The organism is Aquimarina rhabdastrellae, assembly GCA_947387485.1.
GTDB lineage: Bacteria > Bacteroidota > Bacteroidia > Flavobacteriales > Flavobacteriaceae > Aquimarina.
The window spans coordinates 33,837-50,753 of the sequence record CANDNT010000014.1 but is presented as its reverse complement, the minus strand read 5'-3'; the positions used below and the strand labels follow the sequence as shown (position 1 = coordinate 50,753).

The 16,917-nt window shown below is 27.6% G+C and carries 18 protein-coding genes; 13 read left to right on the top strand and 5 right to left on the bottom strand.

Going from position 1 to position 16,917, the window contains the following annotated elements; translation table 11 throughout:
• Positions 1–176: 176 nt before the first annotated feature.
• The 10 genes from ACYEKI_RS17010 to ACYEKI_RS16965 all read left to right on the top strand — a co-directional run bounded on the left by ACYEKI_RS17010 (position 177) and on the right by ACYEKI_RS16965 (position 10,124).
• The gene (locus ACYEKI_RS17010) at positions 177–1,412 is read left to right on the top strand and encodes a multidrug effflux MFS transporter (protein ID WP_459212408.1); all 1,236 of its coding nucleotides are present in this window, start codon (positions 177–179) and stop codon (positions 1,410–1,412) included.
• Between the two features lie 13 nt (positions 1,413–1,425).
• Entirely contained in the window at positions 1,426–2,061 is a 636-nt protein-coding gene (locus ACYEKI_RS17005) for an MBL fold metallo-hydrolase (protein ID WP_459212407.1), read from the top strand.
• Between the two features lie 24 nt (positions 2,062–2,085).
• Positions 2,086–2,292 (top strand): hypothetical protein, encoded by a 207-nt coding sequence (locus ACYEKI_RS17000; protein WP_459212406.1) that lies wholly within the window; start codon positions 2,086–2,088, stop codon positions 2,290–2,292.
• Positions 2,293–2,597: 305 nt separating this feature from the next.
• Positions 2,598–3,443 carry a VOC family protein gene (locus ACYEKI_RS16995; RefSeq protein ID WP_459212405.1) on the top strand — a complete coding sequence of 282 codons (846 nt, stop codon included), beginning with the start codon at positions 2,598–2,600 and terminating at the stop codon, positions 3,441–3,443.
• A gap of 23 nt (positions 3,444–3,466) precedes the next feature.
• Positions 3,467–3,883, top strand: a complete 417-nt coding sequence (locus tag ACYEKI_RS16990; RefSeq protein WP_459212404.1) for a hypothetical protein — start codon at positions 3,467–3,469, stop codon at positions 3,881–3,883.
• A gap of 156 nt (positions 3,884–4,039) precedes the next feature.
• The gene (locus ACYEKI_RS16985; protein ID WP_459212403.1) at positions 4,040–4,891 is read left to right on the top strand and encodes a hypothetical protein; all 852 of its coding nucleotides are present in this window, start codon (positions 4,040–4,042) and stop codon (positions 4,889–4,891) included.
• 168 nt (positions 4,892–5,059) lie between these two features.
• Positions 5,060–5,482 (top strand): hypothetical protein, encoded by a 423-nt coding sequence (locus tag ACYEKI_RS16980; RefSeq protein ID WP_459212402.1) that lies wholly within the window; start codon positions 5,060–5,062, stop codon positions 5,480–5,482.
• 79 nt (positions 5,483–5,561) lie between these two features.
• Positions 5,562–6,278 carry a L,D-transpeptidase family protein gene (locus tag ACYEKI_RS16975; RefSeq protein ID WP_459212401.1) on the top strand — a complete coding sequence of 239 codons (717 nt, stop codon included), beginning with the start codon at positions 5,562–5,564 and terminating at the stop codon, positions 6,276–6,278.
• 149 nt (positions 6,279–6,427) lie between these two features.
• Positions 6,428–7,393: a hypothetical protein gene (locus tag ACYEKI_RS16970; RefSeq protein WP_459212400.1), complete on the top strand. Its 966-nt coding sequence runs from the start codon at positions 6,428–6,430 to the stop codon at positions 7,391–7,393.
• A 550-nt stretch (positions 7,394–7,943) separates the two neighbouring features.
• Positions 7,944–10,124, top strand: a complete 2,181-nt coding sequence (locus ACYEKI_RS16965) for a carbohydrate binding family 9 domain-containing protein (RefSeq protein ID WP_459212399.1) — start codon at positions 7,944–7,946, stop codon at positions 10,122–10,124.
• A 106-nt stretch (positions 10,125–10,230) separates the two neighbouring features.
• Here the strand turns inward: ACYEKI_RS16965 and ACYEKI_RS16960 are convergent, their stop codons facing one another.
• The gene (locus ACYEKI_RS16960; protein ID WP_459212398.1) at positions 10,231–10,932 is read right to left on the bottom strand and encodes a LytR/AlgR family response regulator transcription factor; all 702 of its coding nucleotides are present in this window, start codon (positions 10,930–10,932) and stop codon (positions 10,231–10,233) included.
• Complete coding sequence (locus tag ACYEKI_RS16955; RefSeq protein ID WP_459212397.1) at positions 10,925–11,719, bottom strand: sensor histidine kinase; 795 nt, start codon at positions 11,717–11,719, stop codon at positions 10,925–10,927. The genes ACYEKI_RS16960 and ACYEKI_RS16955 overlap by 8 nt, the downstream gene beginning before the upstream one ends.
• A 511-nt stretch (positions 11,720–12,230) precedes the next feature.
• Here ACYEKI_RS16955 and ACYEKI_RS16950 point away from each other — a divergent pair.
• Both ACYEKI_RS16950 and ACYEKI_RS16945 read left to right on the top strand, forming a co-directional pair.
• Positions 12,231–12,791 carry an RNA polymerase sigma factor gene (locus ACYEKI_RS16950; protein ID WP_459212396.1) on the top strand — a complete coding sequence of 187 codons (561 nt, stop codon included), beginning with the start codon at positions 12,231–12,233 and terminating at the stop codon, positions 12,789–12,791.
• A 4-nt stretch (positions 12,792–12,795) separates the two neighbouring features.
• Entirely contained in the window at positions 12,796–13,779 is a 984-nt protein-coding gene (locus tag ACYEKI_RS16945; protein ID WP_459212395.1) for an SMP-30/gluconolactonase/LRE family protein, read from the top strand.
• 54 nt (positions 13,780–13,833) lie between these two features.
• On the opposite strand, the gene ACYEKI_RS16940 is transcribed toward ACYEKI_RS16945, so the two are convergent.
• Complete coding sequence (locus ACYEKI_RS16940) at positions 13,834–14,076, bottom strand: hypothetical protein (RefSeq protein ID WP_459212394.1); 243 nt, start codon at positions 14,074–14,076, stop codon at positions 13,834–13,836.
• 148 nt (positions 14,077–14,224) lie between these two features.
• Positions 14,225–14,734, bottom strand: coding sequence for a GTP-binding protein (locus ACYEKI_RS16935; RefSeq protein ID WP_459212393.1), 510 nt, complete (start codon positions 14,732–14,734; stop codon positions 14,225–14,227).
• A gap of 213 nt (positions 14,735–14,947) precedes the next feature.
• Between ACYEKI_RS16935 and ACYEKI_RS16930 the strand changes: the two genes are divergently transcribed.
• Positions 14,948–15,748, top strand: coding sequence for a hypothetical protein (locus ACYEKI_RS16930; RefSeq protein WP_459212392.1), 801 nt, complete (start codon positions 14,948–14,950; stop codon positions 15,746–15,748).
• A 47-nt stretch (positions 15,749–15,795) separates the two neighbouring features.
• Here ACYEKI_RS16930 and ACYEKI_RS16925 read toward each other — a convergent pair whose 3' ends face one another.
• Positions 15,796–16,911 carry a family 16 glycoside hydrolase gene (locus ACYEKI_RS16925; protein WP_459212391.1) on the bottom strand — a complete coding sequence of 372 codons (1,116 nt, stop codon included), beginning with the start codon at positions 16,909–16,911 and terminating at the stop codon, positions 15,796–15,798.
• Between the last annotated feature and the right edge of the window lie 6 nt (positions 16,912–16,917).

Below are 16,917 nucleotides of genomic sequence, written 5' to 3'. Positions count from 1 at the left end.
TAGGTATACTTTTATATCTGGTCAATTTGACAATTAAAATAAGGGCTTTAAAATCTTTTAAGATTTTAAAGCCCCATAAAAATTTTAGATAACCTAAAATTGATATTGATTTAGGTATACTGACAAGAATGGGAATAAAGAAACTTTGATATGAAAAATAATAAGCAATAAAAAGTATGAATGAGAATAATTCTAATAAAATAAATATTGAATTTGTAGCTTTAATGGCATCCTTGATGTCTATTGTCGCATTATCTATTGATGCACTTTTACCTGCACTTTCAGATATTGGTTTAGCGATTTCAGTTAAAGATTCAGTAAGTCTACAGCTACTTGTTTCAATGATTTTTCTTGGTTTGGGTATCGGACAATTATTGTTTGGACCATTATCAGACACTTTTGGACGAAAACCGATCATTTATATAGGTTTGGCGATTTATAGTATTGCGAGTATCATTTGTGTTATGTCTAGCTCTCTTGAAATGATGATACTTGGTAGAGTATTGCAAGGAATAGGCTTGGCTGCACCATATTCGATTAGTGTTTCTATAGTACGAGATTCTTATAAAGGAGATGCTTTAGCTAAAATTATGTCCTTTGTTATGGTGATTTTTATTTTGGTGCCTGTAATAGCACCAGCTCTTGGACAAGTAATATTAAATGTATTTGATTGGAAATCTATATTTTATTTTCAATTAATATTTGGAGTTATCATTTCATTTTGGCTCTGGAGGCGTCAACCAGAAACATTAAAAGAAGAATATAGAAGTTCGTTTAATCTAAAATCATATAAATATGGACTTACAGAGTTTTTTAAACAGAAAAGCGCAATAGCATATACCATAATAACAGGGTATCTTAGTGGTGCATTTATGGTTTATTTAGGTGCAGCACAACATATTTTTGTAAACCAGTATGGTTTACAAAAAGAATTTCCTTACATTTTTGCTGGTATTGCACTAACTATAGGAGTAGCTACTTTTTTAAATGGTATGCTAGTGATGCGTTTTGGTATGAGAAAATTAACTTTTATAGGCTTAACCTTATTTTGTGTTATTTCAGGAAGTTATGTTTTGTTATTTCTGAATTCTAATAATCCATCATTATATATTTTATTGTTTTTTATCGCGTTTCAATTTTTAGCAATGGGGTTGTTATTTGGTAATGTTAGAGCAATTTCAATGGAATCTATTGGTCATATTGCGGGTATTGGAGCAGCTATTACAGGTTTTCTTTCTACACTTATAGCAGTTCCTATTGGGGTGTTTGTAGGTAGTTATATAAAAACAACATCGCTTCCGTTATTTGTAGGCTTTGCAGTATGTGGTATTCTATCATTGTTAACTTTTGTTTTTGTAGAAAAAACTTCAAGAAAACAACCTCAAATTAGTAAGGAAACTTTACAAAATTAAAGAAGACTCAATTATGAAACAAGTATATCCAGACTTATGGCAGTCAGAAAAAGGAACTCATTTTGGAATGAGTATGAAAACGTATGTACTTCAAACGCCTGAAGCTAATGTGGTGATTTATTATTCTGATGATAAAAATGAAGTAGATCAAATAAAAGAATTAGGCAAGATTGACTATCAATTTATAAGCCATCACCATGAATTTACTCCAGCAATGTTTGAAAATTTGAATGATTTTCAGGCAACGTTATATACTCATGAAAAATCCGTAAAATATTTAAACCGTCCAATAAAGGATTTAATTACTTTAGAAAAAACTACGCAATTTTCATCTGGTATAAAAATAATATACACTCCTGGCCATACTGATAATAACATTTGCTTGTATTATAAGTCTCCTTATGGTAAAAAATATTTGTTTGTTGGTGATACTATTTATTTAGATAATGGTGATTGGAACATTCTAGTAATGAGTAATGATGGAGGTGATTATTTAACATTAAAAGAGAGTCTTCTAGAACTAAGAAAACTAGAAGTAGATGTTGTTATGCCTAGTGTAGGTGTTGGTCCTTTTGGTAATAAAGCAATTGAAGTTACCCAAAATGATTGGCAACAAATAATAGATAACACATTAAGACGAATATCTTAATGTATATTTTTTAAAAATTATAAAATGGTTTTAGTATTTAAAACGAATATTGAAGAAAAACAAGAAAAACAGATAAGAAGAGTTTTATCAGATTTTAAAGAAATAGAAAGAATTAATTTTGACTTTGAAGACTGTGATAATATATTAAGAATAGAAAGTACGAGTAATATTTCTGCCAAAATTATAAACACAGTAATAAAGAATAATAATTTTATTGAAGAGTTACATTAATAGTACCCTGAATCTGTTACATAAAGAATCCACTGTCAAGTGGATTTTTAGTTTAAAGAAATCTCATAAAGAAAATTTAGCAAAAGAAAGATTATTCTTTTGCAGATAAACTAGATTCATAGCGTTTAAAAAAACAATAATGAATAAGCTCACTTTTTATATACAAATAAGATTATGACTGTGTTTATTCATACAGGTTTATAGAGAGAGATTTACTGCGGAGTTTTTTTATATTTGAGTAAACGTATTAGTTCTTTATGAATACTGTTTAATAAAATAACTAAATAATTTTAGATATATTAAAAATGAAACTACGTAGCTTCTCATTACAAATTTATAATCCAGAAAAAACACTTGATTTTTATACAAAGGTATTAGGATTTTCTTTAGTAAATGAATTTTCTGAAGGTGGGATAATCTACTACGATTTAAGATTTAACAATCCCAATTATTATATCAGGTTAAAATACAATCCTTTACTTCAACCTACACTATATCAGGAAAAAGCTACTGATAATTATTGGAAATACAGTTTGTTTGTAGATGATATTCAAGATGCATGTCATAATATATCAACGCATGATTTTAAAATAGGAGAGCCGTTTCAGTTTGGAGATATTGGTTATTTAGCCCATACTGCTGATACAGAAAATCATAAGATAGAATATATTCAAAAAACATTTAAGCAGCATGATACATTAAATACTAATGAACCAATAGCATTAGGGCTTATAACAATTAGAACAAAAGATCCAATTAAAATCATTAAACTTTACGAAGAAGTTTTGGATATGAAACTCTTTGTACGTATGTATGTAAACAGAGGTAAAGGCTTTACATTGTACTTTTTAGGAGATAAAAATCTACAAGCCCCCCATCCTGATATAGATGCAATAGAAAACAGAGAATGGATGTATCAACAAAGTCATTTATTTATTGAGATTCAACATTTCTGGAATAGTGAATACGATAGTAATTTTAATTTAGAGAATACGGAACAAACTGGATTGCAAACGATCAATTTTTCAGGGAATTTAGATGAGCTAAGAGAACGATTAAAGCTTCATAATATAGTTTTCCAACAAGGAAAAGATAACATTACTTTTGATACAATAGATAATTATACAATCGTAGTAGAAGCAGAAAAATAATAAGATCCATTTGATAATTTAAAATGATTGATATAAATCACCCGAATTCTGATTTTGTTTTTGAATCTTTAGGCTATATAAACCGAATCAAAGAATTGTGTCGAATATATATAAAGCAAGATTTTGAAAATAGAAAAAAGACATTTGAAAGAATGGAATTAGAATGTGTGAAGCTAAAAGTATTTTCAGAAAAGCATTTTAAAGAAAATAGTATTTCCATAAATGAAATTACAGATAAAATTATATCTGAAATTAGAATATTGAGCGGAATAAACAACCTAACAGAAGTAGGCCGTTGCGCAGTTTGTAATTCCAAATTAAATACATTTGATTCTCGTATAAAAGAAGTGGGAATGATTGCGATTTGTGAAAAATGTCCATCAAAAATAGTTGATTATACAAATAAATTAGAGTGGTTGACTGGAGCTGCATTTATATAAAAACAAAATTGATAATATAGATAGTAATTATAATAAACTCACTACAGATGAATCTAATCGAAATTACTAATGCAAATATTTAATTGAAGATTATTAGTGATTTAATGTTTAATTTAAGGATAATACGTGATCGTTTCCTGAAATATAAAATATAACTTGAAAGAAAGATTAATAATAAAAGGTACTATTTTAAATTGTGGTGAAAAATGGTTTGTAGGAAAAGATACATATTCGTCAATATTACTTTCCGTAATTAATAGTTGGAAATCAAATAACTTCACATCACAAGATAAACTAAATATAGATATTGAGGATTGGAAAATTAGAAAGTTTGGAAAAATTAAAGGAGGGATTTATGGCTTTACCAACGATTTACATAATCTTTCAATTAATTATTGTTTACTAAAAGAAACATTGGAAAATGTAAGGATAAAAGAACATAAAGCAGATTTATATATTTGTTTATTACTTGAAAATTATTTTACTAATATTAGAAGTCTTTATGACTTCCTTTTTCATTTTGTGAAAATTGCATTAAATGATAAACAATTGAAATCATATCCAGAAAAAGATTCATTAAATAAGTTAATCAATTTTTCGAAAAAAGTAAACAATAAGGAAAAATTGCCTAAAAGAATTCAGGACTTCCTTTTAGATATAGAACCTTATTTAGATGAAATTAAGACAATAAGAGATTCTATTATTCATAAAGGAAAAGAAATAATTCTTACAAGGAAAGAGGAAGAAGTCTATATTAGAATACCTAAAACAGGTTTATATAGTAATGATAATATATTACCGAATATATTAAACTCTAAAGAAGTTAATTTCAATATGAATAGATATATTAGAGAAATAACGAAAAGTTTTTTTTATTATTCAGAATTACTCGGATATATTTTACTGATAGAATTATTTGAAAAAAATGAATTCAAATGGAATCTATATTCGATTACAAATTACTGTATGGAAGAGTTTATCGAATTCATGTTGAATCAAAAAACTTAACAGACAAAATATATTAATAATTAAAGTGGATTTGATTATTTTTCAACGGGGATAAACACAGATTAAAATTTACTAGGAATTAGAAAGATTAGTATTTAGTTTAAAAATAATCACTAAGATTTACCTGTGAATTACTGCTATCAGGAACCGTTATACGTACATAAATTGATGAGAAAAGCATTAATAATAACCATAATTCTGAACTCAATAATTATTGTTTTAGTTCCAGAAGGACACGGTGGAGGAATAATGATTCTGTTTGAAATATTCCTTATTCCTGAAATTATTGAAAACAGTATAGATATTCAAAAGATTAGTTTTCATGAAAATAAGCTTGAAGTAGCTATTTTTATTTCGCTAATTGGGAAACTAATATTATTATCTTCTCTATTTTTCAAAAAAATATTTAATTCTAAAATCTGGATTAAAATTGGACTGGCTTTAATGTTGATTTCGTTTCTCTCTGTTTGTTATAAAACTGGGGATTATGACAATTTTCTATTTGTAATAACATTAGGAAGTGGAATTCCATTCTTAATGTATTACGGTAGAATTATATATTTGATTAATAAAGGAAAAAACAATATATAGTTTGGACTTAAACTGAAATGATCTACTATTTTTTTATAATTAACGACTCATACGCACAACACTAAGTAGCTTTTAAAAAATGACCAGAAAACTGATTTTTATATTAGGTTTAATAATTATTATAATGGTTTTTCTAAAATTAGGAAGATCGATTTATATGCCAATGGTAAATAAAATAAGAGGAAAGGAAACTGTTGAATCAAGAATAGATAATATTCAAGAAAACGTTTGGAATCGACTTGAAAAAGATTTGGAGCAAGCAGGTTATAAAATGGATTATCCAAAAGAGATAATTCTTGCAGCCTTTAAAGAAGAAAGAATACTGCAAGTTTTTTCAAAAGATTATAACGGAATTAAACTAATAAAAGAATATCCATTTACAGCTTTTAGTGGTGAATTAGGGCCAAAACTCAAAGAAGGAGATAAACAGATTCCTGAGGGAATTTATAAAGTAGAGTATTTAAACCCAAACAGTTCATACTACCTATCCATAAAAGTAAGTTACCCAAATGAGTTTGACAAATCAAAAACTGAGTTTACGAATGTATCAGAAATGGGTGGAGATATTTTTATACACGGAAAATCTGCAACAATTGGCTGTATTCCGATTGGAGACGAGGCTATAGAAGAAGTGTTTTTATTAACACAAAAAGCAATGAATAATACTATTAAAGTAATTATCAGTCCGAGAGATTTTAGAGTCAATTCTAACTACCCAAAAATTGAGAAAATCGATTGGGAAAACGAATTATATGATATAATAAATAACGAATTAAAAACACTACCTAGCAGATAACTATAAATAATTGTTTGTCATCATTTTTCAGTTTAAAGTATTTTTAAAATTCAAGATAAGATGGATTATTAAAGAAAAATTTAAAAATACATGTAACCTTTAGTAGAAACCAGAGTATAAAAAATAATGGTAACTATTAAATCTAAAGAATGATACTCAAGAAAAAGTACTTAAACTTATTTATTGTATTGATACTAATAAGCTGTGGTAAATCAAAAACAGAAGCAAACTTATTCAAGAATATAAATTGGATTCCGTTTGAATGGAAGGAATCATACGTAGGGAAAGATACTTTAAAATATGGTTCTATAGAAATCCTAACAACCATAAAAGGGATAGATCAAAAATTGGGAATGCAATTTGATTTAGGTGCAACAAATAGTGTCATTTATGAAAATCCGCTAAAAAACATAATAAAAGATTCTTTACAATATCCCTTTAAAGTGAATTGGTCTGATAAAGAGAAATTTGCTGGAATAGAATCTTATAAGATAAAAGATTTAGATATTTCTTCAAATACGTATAGATTTCAAAATCTTGCTCCGAGCTTATTAAAAAATTATGGTTCAACAAAAAAGTCTGATGTTCCACATATCGGGACAATTGGGTTAGATGTTTTTGAAAACAAATATGTTATTATCGATTATGACAGTAAAAAAATAGGTATTACAGATTCTTTATCAGTGAGATTATTAAAGAAAATTAGCTTTACAAATTTTGAGAAGACCAATATAGAGCAAACAGTGTTTAAAATAAAAATAGACGATACAAACCACAATGTTTTATTTGACACAGGTTCAAGTTCATGGACTATTATTACAGGAGAAAGTAAGTTCAATGAAATTTTAGGTAATACCGAAATAAAATTAGACTCTGTTGAAGTTTCTTCTTGGGGTAAAAAAGATTATTTCTATAAAACAACGCTTAATAAAACGGTTACTATAGCAGGAAAAGAATTTAAAAATATGGAAGGCTATTTTTTTAAAGACAATAATACTTCTAAATATCTTTATGATAATAATATTTTAGCGATTATAGGAAACAGAATATTTATTGAGAATAAGAACACTATTGTTATTGATTACAAAAATCAACGATTCGGAATAATAAAATAAAAGCCTTTACAAATAATGTATAGTCGCAATTACTGTACAACACATTATTTGAAAAACGATAAGCAAACGTAGGCGACAGTTACTTCTTCAGTAATATCGAATTGTTTTATAGCTAATGCTATATAAAATAAAAACACAGTCTAGAATAAGATGAATATAGGTATAAATAGATTTGTGTATATTTTAAAAAGTCACTCATATTAACTTGAAAAAGTACATTTTAAAGTGAGAGATAAATGTTTTTGATTACAAATACCAGAAAAACAAATACGAATTTACATTAATAAGTTATTAAACTAAATATAACTTTATATATCCAATAAAAGGCAATTAGTATACTTTTAAAAAACTAGGTTGCTTGACTTTTTAGTTTTGATGTAATTAAAATTAAATATCAAAATGAGAAAAGTTTTATTTCTAATTGTAATACAGCGATTTTTTGCCATAAAACAAAGAGTCAGTGCTATTGATATTACATACATCTATACTGAAAAAATATTGCTAGCATCAGCTATGTTAAAACATAAATTAATTGCTAACAGACTTATCGATGAGAAATAATATTATACTAATAGTAGGGATTTTTTATTTCTCAATAACAGGACTTTCTCAAAATAAAAAGATTCCATTTATAGAAGAAAAAATAAAAGTAGATGGAATATTAAATGAAGAAATTTGGCAACAGACAGAAATATTTTCAGATTTTAATAATTACTTTCCAAATGATGAAGGAAAAGCTCAAAACAAAACTGAAGTACGGGTATTTCATGATGCTAAATATATATATATCGGAGTAGTGTATTTCGATACTACTTCAGAAAATAAGATAAGTACACTTAAAAGAGATAACCATGGTGATGCTGTGGTTGGTAGTGATGCATTTGGGATTGTTTTAGATCCCTTCAATAAAGAAAATAATGGGTATTATTTTACCATAAATATAGGAAACACCCAGCAAGATGCACTCATTGATTTTAATGGAACCGATTACAGTTTTAATGAAAGTTGGAATGCTGTATGGCAATCAGAAACAACAACAGAAGGCAATAAAAAAGTTTATGAAATCGCAATTCCATTTAAATCATTAAATTTTGATATAACTAATGATACTTGGGGAATTCAATTTTTTTATAGAGACTTTAAAACCAATTCGTGGATGACTTATACCGATATGTCTCGTAATTTTTTTCAGTTTGATTTACGATTTACAGAAGATGTGAAGGTTGAAAATTTGCCTCAAAAAAATACTTCTAGATTTACAGTAACTCCATCTATTACTTATAATTATGGAAATGATGTTACAGACAAAACCAATGAATCTACTGTTAAACCTAGTTTAGATGTGCAGTATAATATCACATCATCGTTACGAATAGATGTTACTATAAATCCTGATTTTTCACAAGTTGATGTCGATCAGCAAGTAGTTAATCTTACACGGTTCGCTGTTAATTTTCCTGAGCGAAGAAACTTCTTTTTAGAAAACAGTGATTTGTTTAATAATCTAGGAACTTTTGGTGTAAACCCATTTTATTCAAGAATTATTGGAGGAACAACCGATATGCAATTTGGAATAAAACTTTCGGGAAATGTTACTTCAACCACCAGAATAGGGATTTTAAATGCACAAACCGAAAAAGAAGAAAACAACAATGCACAAAACTATGCAGTTGTAGTTGGGCGTCAAAAATTATCGGAAGCATTTACTACAACCGCATATTGTGTAAACAAGCAAGAAACTGATGGATTTGATTTTAAAAATAATTATAACCGAGTTTTTGGATTAAATCTTAACTATAAATCGAAGAATAATTTGTGGTCTGGACAAGCAAATTATGGAAAAAGCTTTAGCAATAACATAAGCTCAAACAATAATTTTTTCAATATTGAAGGGCAATATAATACTCGAAAAACTTTTATAAAAGGAGCTTTTAAATCAGTAGAAAAAAACTTTATTACAGATGTTGGCTTTACACCAAGATTATATAATTATGATGCATTGAATAATCAAACCATACGAGAATCCTATTTAGATTCATATTTGGTTTTTCAAAAAACATACTATCCTACAGCTTCAAAAACTATAGATCGATATCGTTACTTATCTATTACTAATGATGCTTTTTGGGATGAGGATGAAACACTAAGCGAAATGACTACTGTTTTAGGAAATTCTGTTTGGTTTAAAAAGAATTTAGCTTCACTTTATTTTAATATTCAACATAACTATCTTGATTTAAAATATGGTTTCGATATTTTGAATAATGGAAAACCTATTCAACCAGCTATTTATAATACAGTAAATGCTGTTTTAGGCTATGATAATCGCTCTACTAATGAAAATTTCTATTATGTTTCAGAAGTTTTTTATGGGGAGTGTTTTAACGGAAATCGAAGCGGATTTGAAACCGAAGTAGGTTATAGAATGTTACCATTTGCTCAAGTAAATCTCAATTATTCATTAAACCATATTGATTTAGAAAATCTAGGAAATGAAACTTTTCATTTATCACGTTTTACAGGAGAAGTTTTTTTTAATAATCGACTCAATTGGACAACTTATGTTCAATACAATACTCAGTTTAATAATTTCAATATTAATAGTAGACTACAGTGGGAATATGAACCTTTATCTTATGTTTATATAGTAGTGACGGACAATTTTAATAAATACATTACAAGAACTAATTGGGGAGTAGCATTAAAAGTTAATTATCGTTTTGATTTATGATATACTAATGAAAATAAGAATAATCAGTTTTATTGTAGAAATAGTATTATTGGTGATTTAAATATCTATGGATAGTATTTCTGGAGAAGTAGCTTAAATTTATATATTAATCAAAAAAAGATTTTAGGATTTTGTCACGATAACTATCTCCAATAGGAATTTCTAAAGAATCCAATTCAATATCTTGTTTAGTATAAGCAGTGATTTTATCTTTATTAATTATATAAGAACGATGTACACGAAGAAAACGAGCATCCAAGATCTTTTCAAAAGATGAAATGCTGTATTTAACAATATGTGTTTTTGAGGGTGTTTTAATTTTAATGTAGTTTTTTACACTTTCAACATATAAGATATCATTAAATAGAATCTTGACCTGTTTTCTATCCTCGGTTACAAAAATATACTCTTTATTTGGTAATGAATTTGTAGGATGTGATATATTGATATGATGTTGTTGAGTAGTTAGAAACTTTTCTATGCCTTTTAAAAAACGACTAAAAGTTATGGGTTTAACCAAATAATCCACAGCATTAAGTTCAAAACCTTCAACAGCATAATCTCTATAAGCGGTAGTAAAAATGACTTTAGGTTTTTGAACTAAGTTTTTATAGAAATCAGTACCGAGTAAAACAGGCATTTCTACGTCTAAAAAGAGTAAATCGATATGTTGTGTATTTAATATCTTGGTAGCTTCTATAGCACTTTTACATGAAGCAATAATTTCAAAATCATCTATTTTATCAAGATGATTAACGATAAGTTGTCTAGCTAATTTTTCATCGTCAATAATCAAACATTTATACATCTTGCTGTTTTTTTAGTTTTAGTTGTACCGAAAAACTTTCAGGTGTTTCTTCTATTTTTAAATCATGTGTATTAGGATATAATAACTCAAGTTGTTGTTCAATATTTATCAATCCTATAGTTTTTTTTGAAGCTGACTTTTTCTGAATGTTTGTAGATGGTTTTGTATTAAAAATATTAAATATAATATTTTCTTTTTCGGTAGCTAAGTTGATTTTAATAGTAGCTAGTTTTAATTCTTGACTAACACCGTGTTTAAAAGCATTTTCGACAAAAGTTAAGAGTAATAAAGGGGCAATAGTAAGGTTTTCTGTAATTGAATTTTTAAAAGAAACTAAAACGCGATCATCATAACGCACTTGTTCTAATGCCAAATAGTTCTCGATAAGATCAACTTCTTTTTGGATAGAAACAAATTTTTTATCACTACCATAAAGCATATAATCTAAGATATTAGATAGTTTTTCTATGACTTCTGGAGCTTTATCTGATTTTTCTACAGCTAAAGCATAGAGATTGTTTAAGGTATTGAATAAAAAATGCGGGTTTAATTGCTGTTTTAAAGCTTTTAACTCTACCATTTTTCGTTGTTCGTTTGTCTTAGAGATTTTATACTGACGTTCATAAAAAGTAAGAGCAATCAAAAAGAATAATGGTTGCAAATAAAATATTGGTAAGTGAAAGAAAATAGCTTTTAAGTTGAAAATACGCTCTTCATAAGTAAGATGTCCATGTTTTTCTAAAAAGGTTTCATAACAATTAGGATATGCTTTTTCGAGGAAAAACATTCGTATAGAGACATATAAAATATTGATGATAAAAAAGAGTAAGCCTATCACAAGAACGGTTTTAATGATATTATTGTTTCGCTTATAATCAGGTAGTATGAAGTATAAAATTGTGTAAGCAATTATTAGCTGAAATACAATATGAAAAAAGTATGTTATTACAACTTCTTCAACAGAGTCAAAGCGTTCTCTGGCAGATGTTGTATAGAATAAAAACACAATAATCCAAAATAAGATGTGCTTATAGATAGGCTTATTTGATATAACAAAGTAACTGTTCATTTTTCTGCTTTCAAATTTATAGTAAAGTACAATATTCAATTTAGTTTGAGGACAAACAAGAAAAAGATGAATACGAATAGATAAAAACAAATTATGAATTCGTTTTATGAGTTTTAATATACATAAACTTAGAGTTAATCCTTTTTTTGATAATTGAATATAAGTGTATGCTAGCTTGCAGAGTATATGAACTGTATATAATTATGAATGCTATTTCTAAGTTATTAAAATGGAACAAAAAAATATTCATTTAGGGCTTGATAAACTTATTTCTGGGGATAGGGAGTTTATTTTATTACTGTATGAAAGATTATTGCCTAAAATCATTCATTATGTTAAAAAGAATAATGGAGAGCAAACAGATGCAGAAGAAGTTTTTCATGATGCATTGTATCAAATTATAGCTAGAGCAAAGGCACAACATATTGAGATAAAAACATCTTTGGAACCGTACATTTTTATAGCCTGTAAAAATTTATGGTTAAAAGAATTGAATAAAAGACAAAAAGAGGTAAGAAATAATGGGATTTTTGAACTGAAAGATAAAAACGAAGAATTATTAGAAGCTATAGAAAACCAAAAAAGATGGGATCTTTTTGAAGAAAAAATAGATTTACTTTCAGAGAATTGTAAGCAATTATTGAAAGATTATTTTGATAAAGTGTTATATGAAGAGATTGTAAAGAAGTTTTCATATAGCTCAGAAAATGTAGCTTTTCAAAGAGTCTTTAAGTGTAAAAAAAAATTAGCCGAATTGATTAAGGCCGATTATAGGTATAAAAAATTATAATGAGATGAACGATTCATTACAATTAAAAACAGAAACTTTTCAAAGTAATCAAATGTTTGATAAAGAAAAAAAAGTATTTCAACGAGACGAAGAATTCCAAAGAAAGGACAAAAAGAAAGTAAAGATTATTTTAACTGTTATCTTGATGACTATATTTTTTACACCATCATGTATTTCACAAAAAGCAGGTTTTACAAAACCACTTAATCAGCCAAAACTTGTGAAACTATGGGAAACAGATACTGTTTTAAATGATATTGAATCTGCTATATATGATAAGAAAAATAAGGTTATATATGTTACTAATATTCATGGACATTGGTTAAAACCTAATGGCAAAGGGTTTATAAGCAAAATTGATACTAATGGAGCTATTCTAAAACACAAATGGGTACAAGATATAGACGGACCAACAGGTACAACTTTGTATAAGGATAAGTTATTTGTTGCCGATTTTAATACCATAATAGAAATAGATAGGAATACATCAAAAATTATAAAAAAGCATAAAGTAGCAAGAGTAGAGCGTATTAATGATTTAACAAGTAGTGAAGATGGAACTATTTACGGAAGTGGTACAAAAAGCGGTAAACTATTTTCTTTAAAAGATGGTAAAGTAACTATATTAAAGACGGATTTAAATTGGCCAAATGGCCTACTTTATGAAGATCATACGATACTAATAGGATTAGGAGATAAAACAATTAGTAAATATAATTTGAAAGATAAAACAACTAAGACATTTGTAAGAGAAATATCAAATCCAGATGGAATAGTTGCAATCGGTAATGGAGATTATTTGATATCAAGTTGGGAAGGAAAGATTCATTATGTATCTAAAAACGGAGATAAGAAATTGTTATTGGATACAACAAAAGAAAAAGCTAATGCAGCAGATATCACGTATATACCAGAATTAAAAATGGTTTTAGTACCAGTTATGCTACAACATAAATTAGTTGCATATAAACTTGTAGAAGAAAATTAGAAAATAGTATATATTATACAGTATTATTTTTTTCAACATAATGATAGAATATAGCTATTCATTCATTCTTTTTGTCGATAAATAAACTCCTTTATTGTTATAAATAGAAAACTCGTAATTCGAGTTTTCTATTAGTTTAGTATTAATAAAAGTTATGGCTAAGTCATAAGATTGAAAAATATGAAAAACTTCACCAGTTCCAGTATATCTTTGAAAATTGGTAGTCAAAACAATTCCAGTATTAAATTCTGCCGAAAGAACTGAATATTCATTTTCTTTTAAAATGGGGGCGTTCATAAATAGTATTTAATCGTGATATTCTATTTTTCTATAACTCTTATATATAAGATTTCTAATTAAAGGCTGATTTATAAAGTAAGTATGTTTTTTTAACCAATTACCTTTTTCATCGTATTGAGGATATGATATAAAATAGTGAACAGTATCAACTATTAACTGATCTTAAAAGTTTTTTAAAAAAGTCTTTAAGGTTATCCATTTGTTCTTGTCCTGTAGATTTCCCAATTCTGCCCAAAAAATAAAGTGTAATCCATAAGATAGGTAATACAATAACCATGGTCATAGGAAAAAAAATATCCTTATCAAGAGACCAATAACTATAAGCCATTATTACAAAAATTAAAAAAGCTGTAGCTACTGCAAAATGCATAAACATAAACATGGTCCAGACTTGAGGTTTAGGGCCGAATAGGCCTCTTATTTTAGAAGTATTTTCAGTTAAACTTTCTACTTCTATTTGTAGTTGGGGCGACCAATAATGACTTTCTTTATCAGAAATATCTATAAAAAGATGATTGTCAATTAACTTCATTTTATAAGCAGCTTCTTCATTGATTTTGTGATTGATTTTTTGCAATAAATCACTAGCATTCATCTGGATATCTAATTGAAATCTCGGTTTTAAAAAAATCTGATTATAAAGTTTATCGTCCATTTAAGAAAAATTAATGTGTAATTACTATAAACTTACTTTAATTAAAATGACTAGTAAATGTTGTAGTGTTACCTTTTTGTTAAAAATTTAATTAAATATATGAGATATGTGGATTATATTTTGTTAAAAATTAAAAATCACCAATACTGGGTATTCCTTTAAGAGACTTGACTTTATAGTTTTAGTGTACTTAAAACTAAAACATAAATACATATGAAAACGAGTAAAAAGTATACTCGAGAATTATTTAGACAATTTAAATATTTTGCAGCATGGTTACCTGGTACTCCTTTGTCCCTAGGAGATATAGGAATCATGAAAGGAAAGCAATTTATAAGAATTGGAAACCTTAAAGATGAAAAGTACCAACTTGATTTTGAGATCAAAAAAGATACAACACCATCAGACATAAAATATAGTTCTGAAGGATCGGTTTCTGTTACGTCCAAAATATCCGGAACAGTTCCACCAACAAATAGTACACTTACCGAATTAGATGCAGGGTTTAATGTAGCATTTTCAAAAAAGAATGCGATTCATTTTAAGGCAAAAAACACCTATAACCACACGATCAAAGATCAGATAAAGTTAGGAGGTCAAATTCTTAATTTATATAAACTAGGAAAATGGGACAAAGATTATGTGATAATTACAGAGCTTGTTGAGGCAGAGAGTTCTACGATCTTAATTTCTTGCGAAAAGAATAGTAATATTGATCTAACCGCAAATGCAGATATAGGGAGTAGATCATTAGATATAGCAGATGCCGAGTTAGGTTTGGGAGTTAAATTCTCAAGAGGAATAGCTACAGAATTGATATGCGAAAAAGGGCTAACACCATTATTTAGAGTGTCCAAAATAAAAAGTAGATTGTTTAGTACTCCAGATTTTGAAGTAATGAAAGTAAGAGGATACGATATGATGGAATCACAATATGCAGTGTTGGATAACGACTTTAATTATTTTGGAGAAGTAGATGAATTTGATTTTGAAGAGGATTATGAATTAGCCTAAAAATGAAGAATGTTGAGGTGATGATTCATCTCAACATTCATTTTAATTTAAGGCATCAATTGGATAAAATCTAAATTATCGAACTTAGCTAGTAATCCCCAACCGTTAGCTTTTTCGGTTACGACACAGAGAATCTCATTAGATCCTTTTTCTAGATTAAGAATCAAAGTATTGTTTTTAAGTCCCAAATGTCCCATATATTGAGGACCTTTTGATCTAAAAGAATTATCTCCCTCAAATAGTAGTTCTTTATTTAGATAAAAATGAAGCTTATCGCTAAAATCTATATTGATTTTTTTAATCTGTTTTTTATCAGAATGTATAATGAGTTTAGCTATCACAAACTCTTCTTTATTCCTTTCAAAAGCTCCAGAAGAAATTTTACTGCGATATTTTGAAATAGGAAGCAATCCATTAGTTTCAGTTTTAAAACTTGTAAAAGAGGATTCATTTGCTAACTGTAGTAGCGATTGTTGCTGTAATATAGTTGTAGGATAAACTTTAGACAATTGCCAAGACTGAATTAAACTTTTATCGATTACGCTCTTTTTAGTTTGTACTGGGAATAATGAGGTATCAACACCTGGAGTATAGGTAAGATCAGCAAACCAATTACCGAAAAGAGCAAAGAACCCTAATCTACCTATGAGATTTCCAGATCTTAATTCAGCTATGTCCAGAAGCTTGGTTTCATTTACAAAAACAATAGCTTGTTGTTCATATACCACAATTTTAAGTGTATTCCATTCGGTATCTTTAAGAACTGTAGTTTGTTGTAGTTGATGATATAATTGCCAGTTTGATTCATTGTTAAAAATAGGAGTATATTGTAATCCATCAGGCATTCTAGATTTATGCATCCTTAAATAAACTTCTTCTCCGTGACGTTTGTTTTTTCTAAAAATAAAACCCGCAAAACTTCTTTTTTTATTGGCTGCTATAGCAACTTCTATAGTCCCATTTTTAAATTCAAAATCTTTTAAAAAAGCTTTAGAATTAAGAAACATGGCTTGTTTTCCGTTATAGAATTCAAACTTTGGAGGATTATTTTTAGGAAACTCCCATGCATCTTGTGTTAAAGGTAGAAAAGTTTTCTTGTGTTGTGAGATACCTTGATGAGTAAAACATAATAAGAATAGATAAAAAATGAAAGTATAGTTCATGATTAT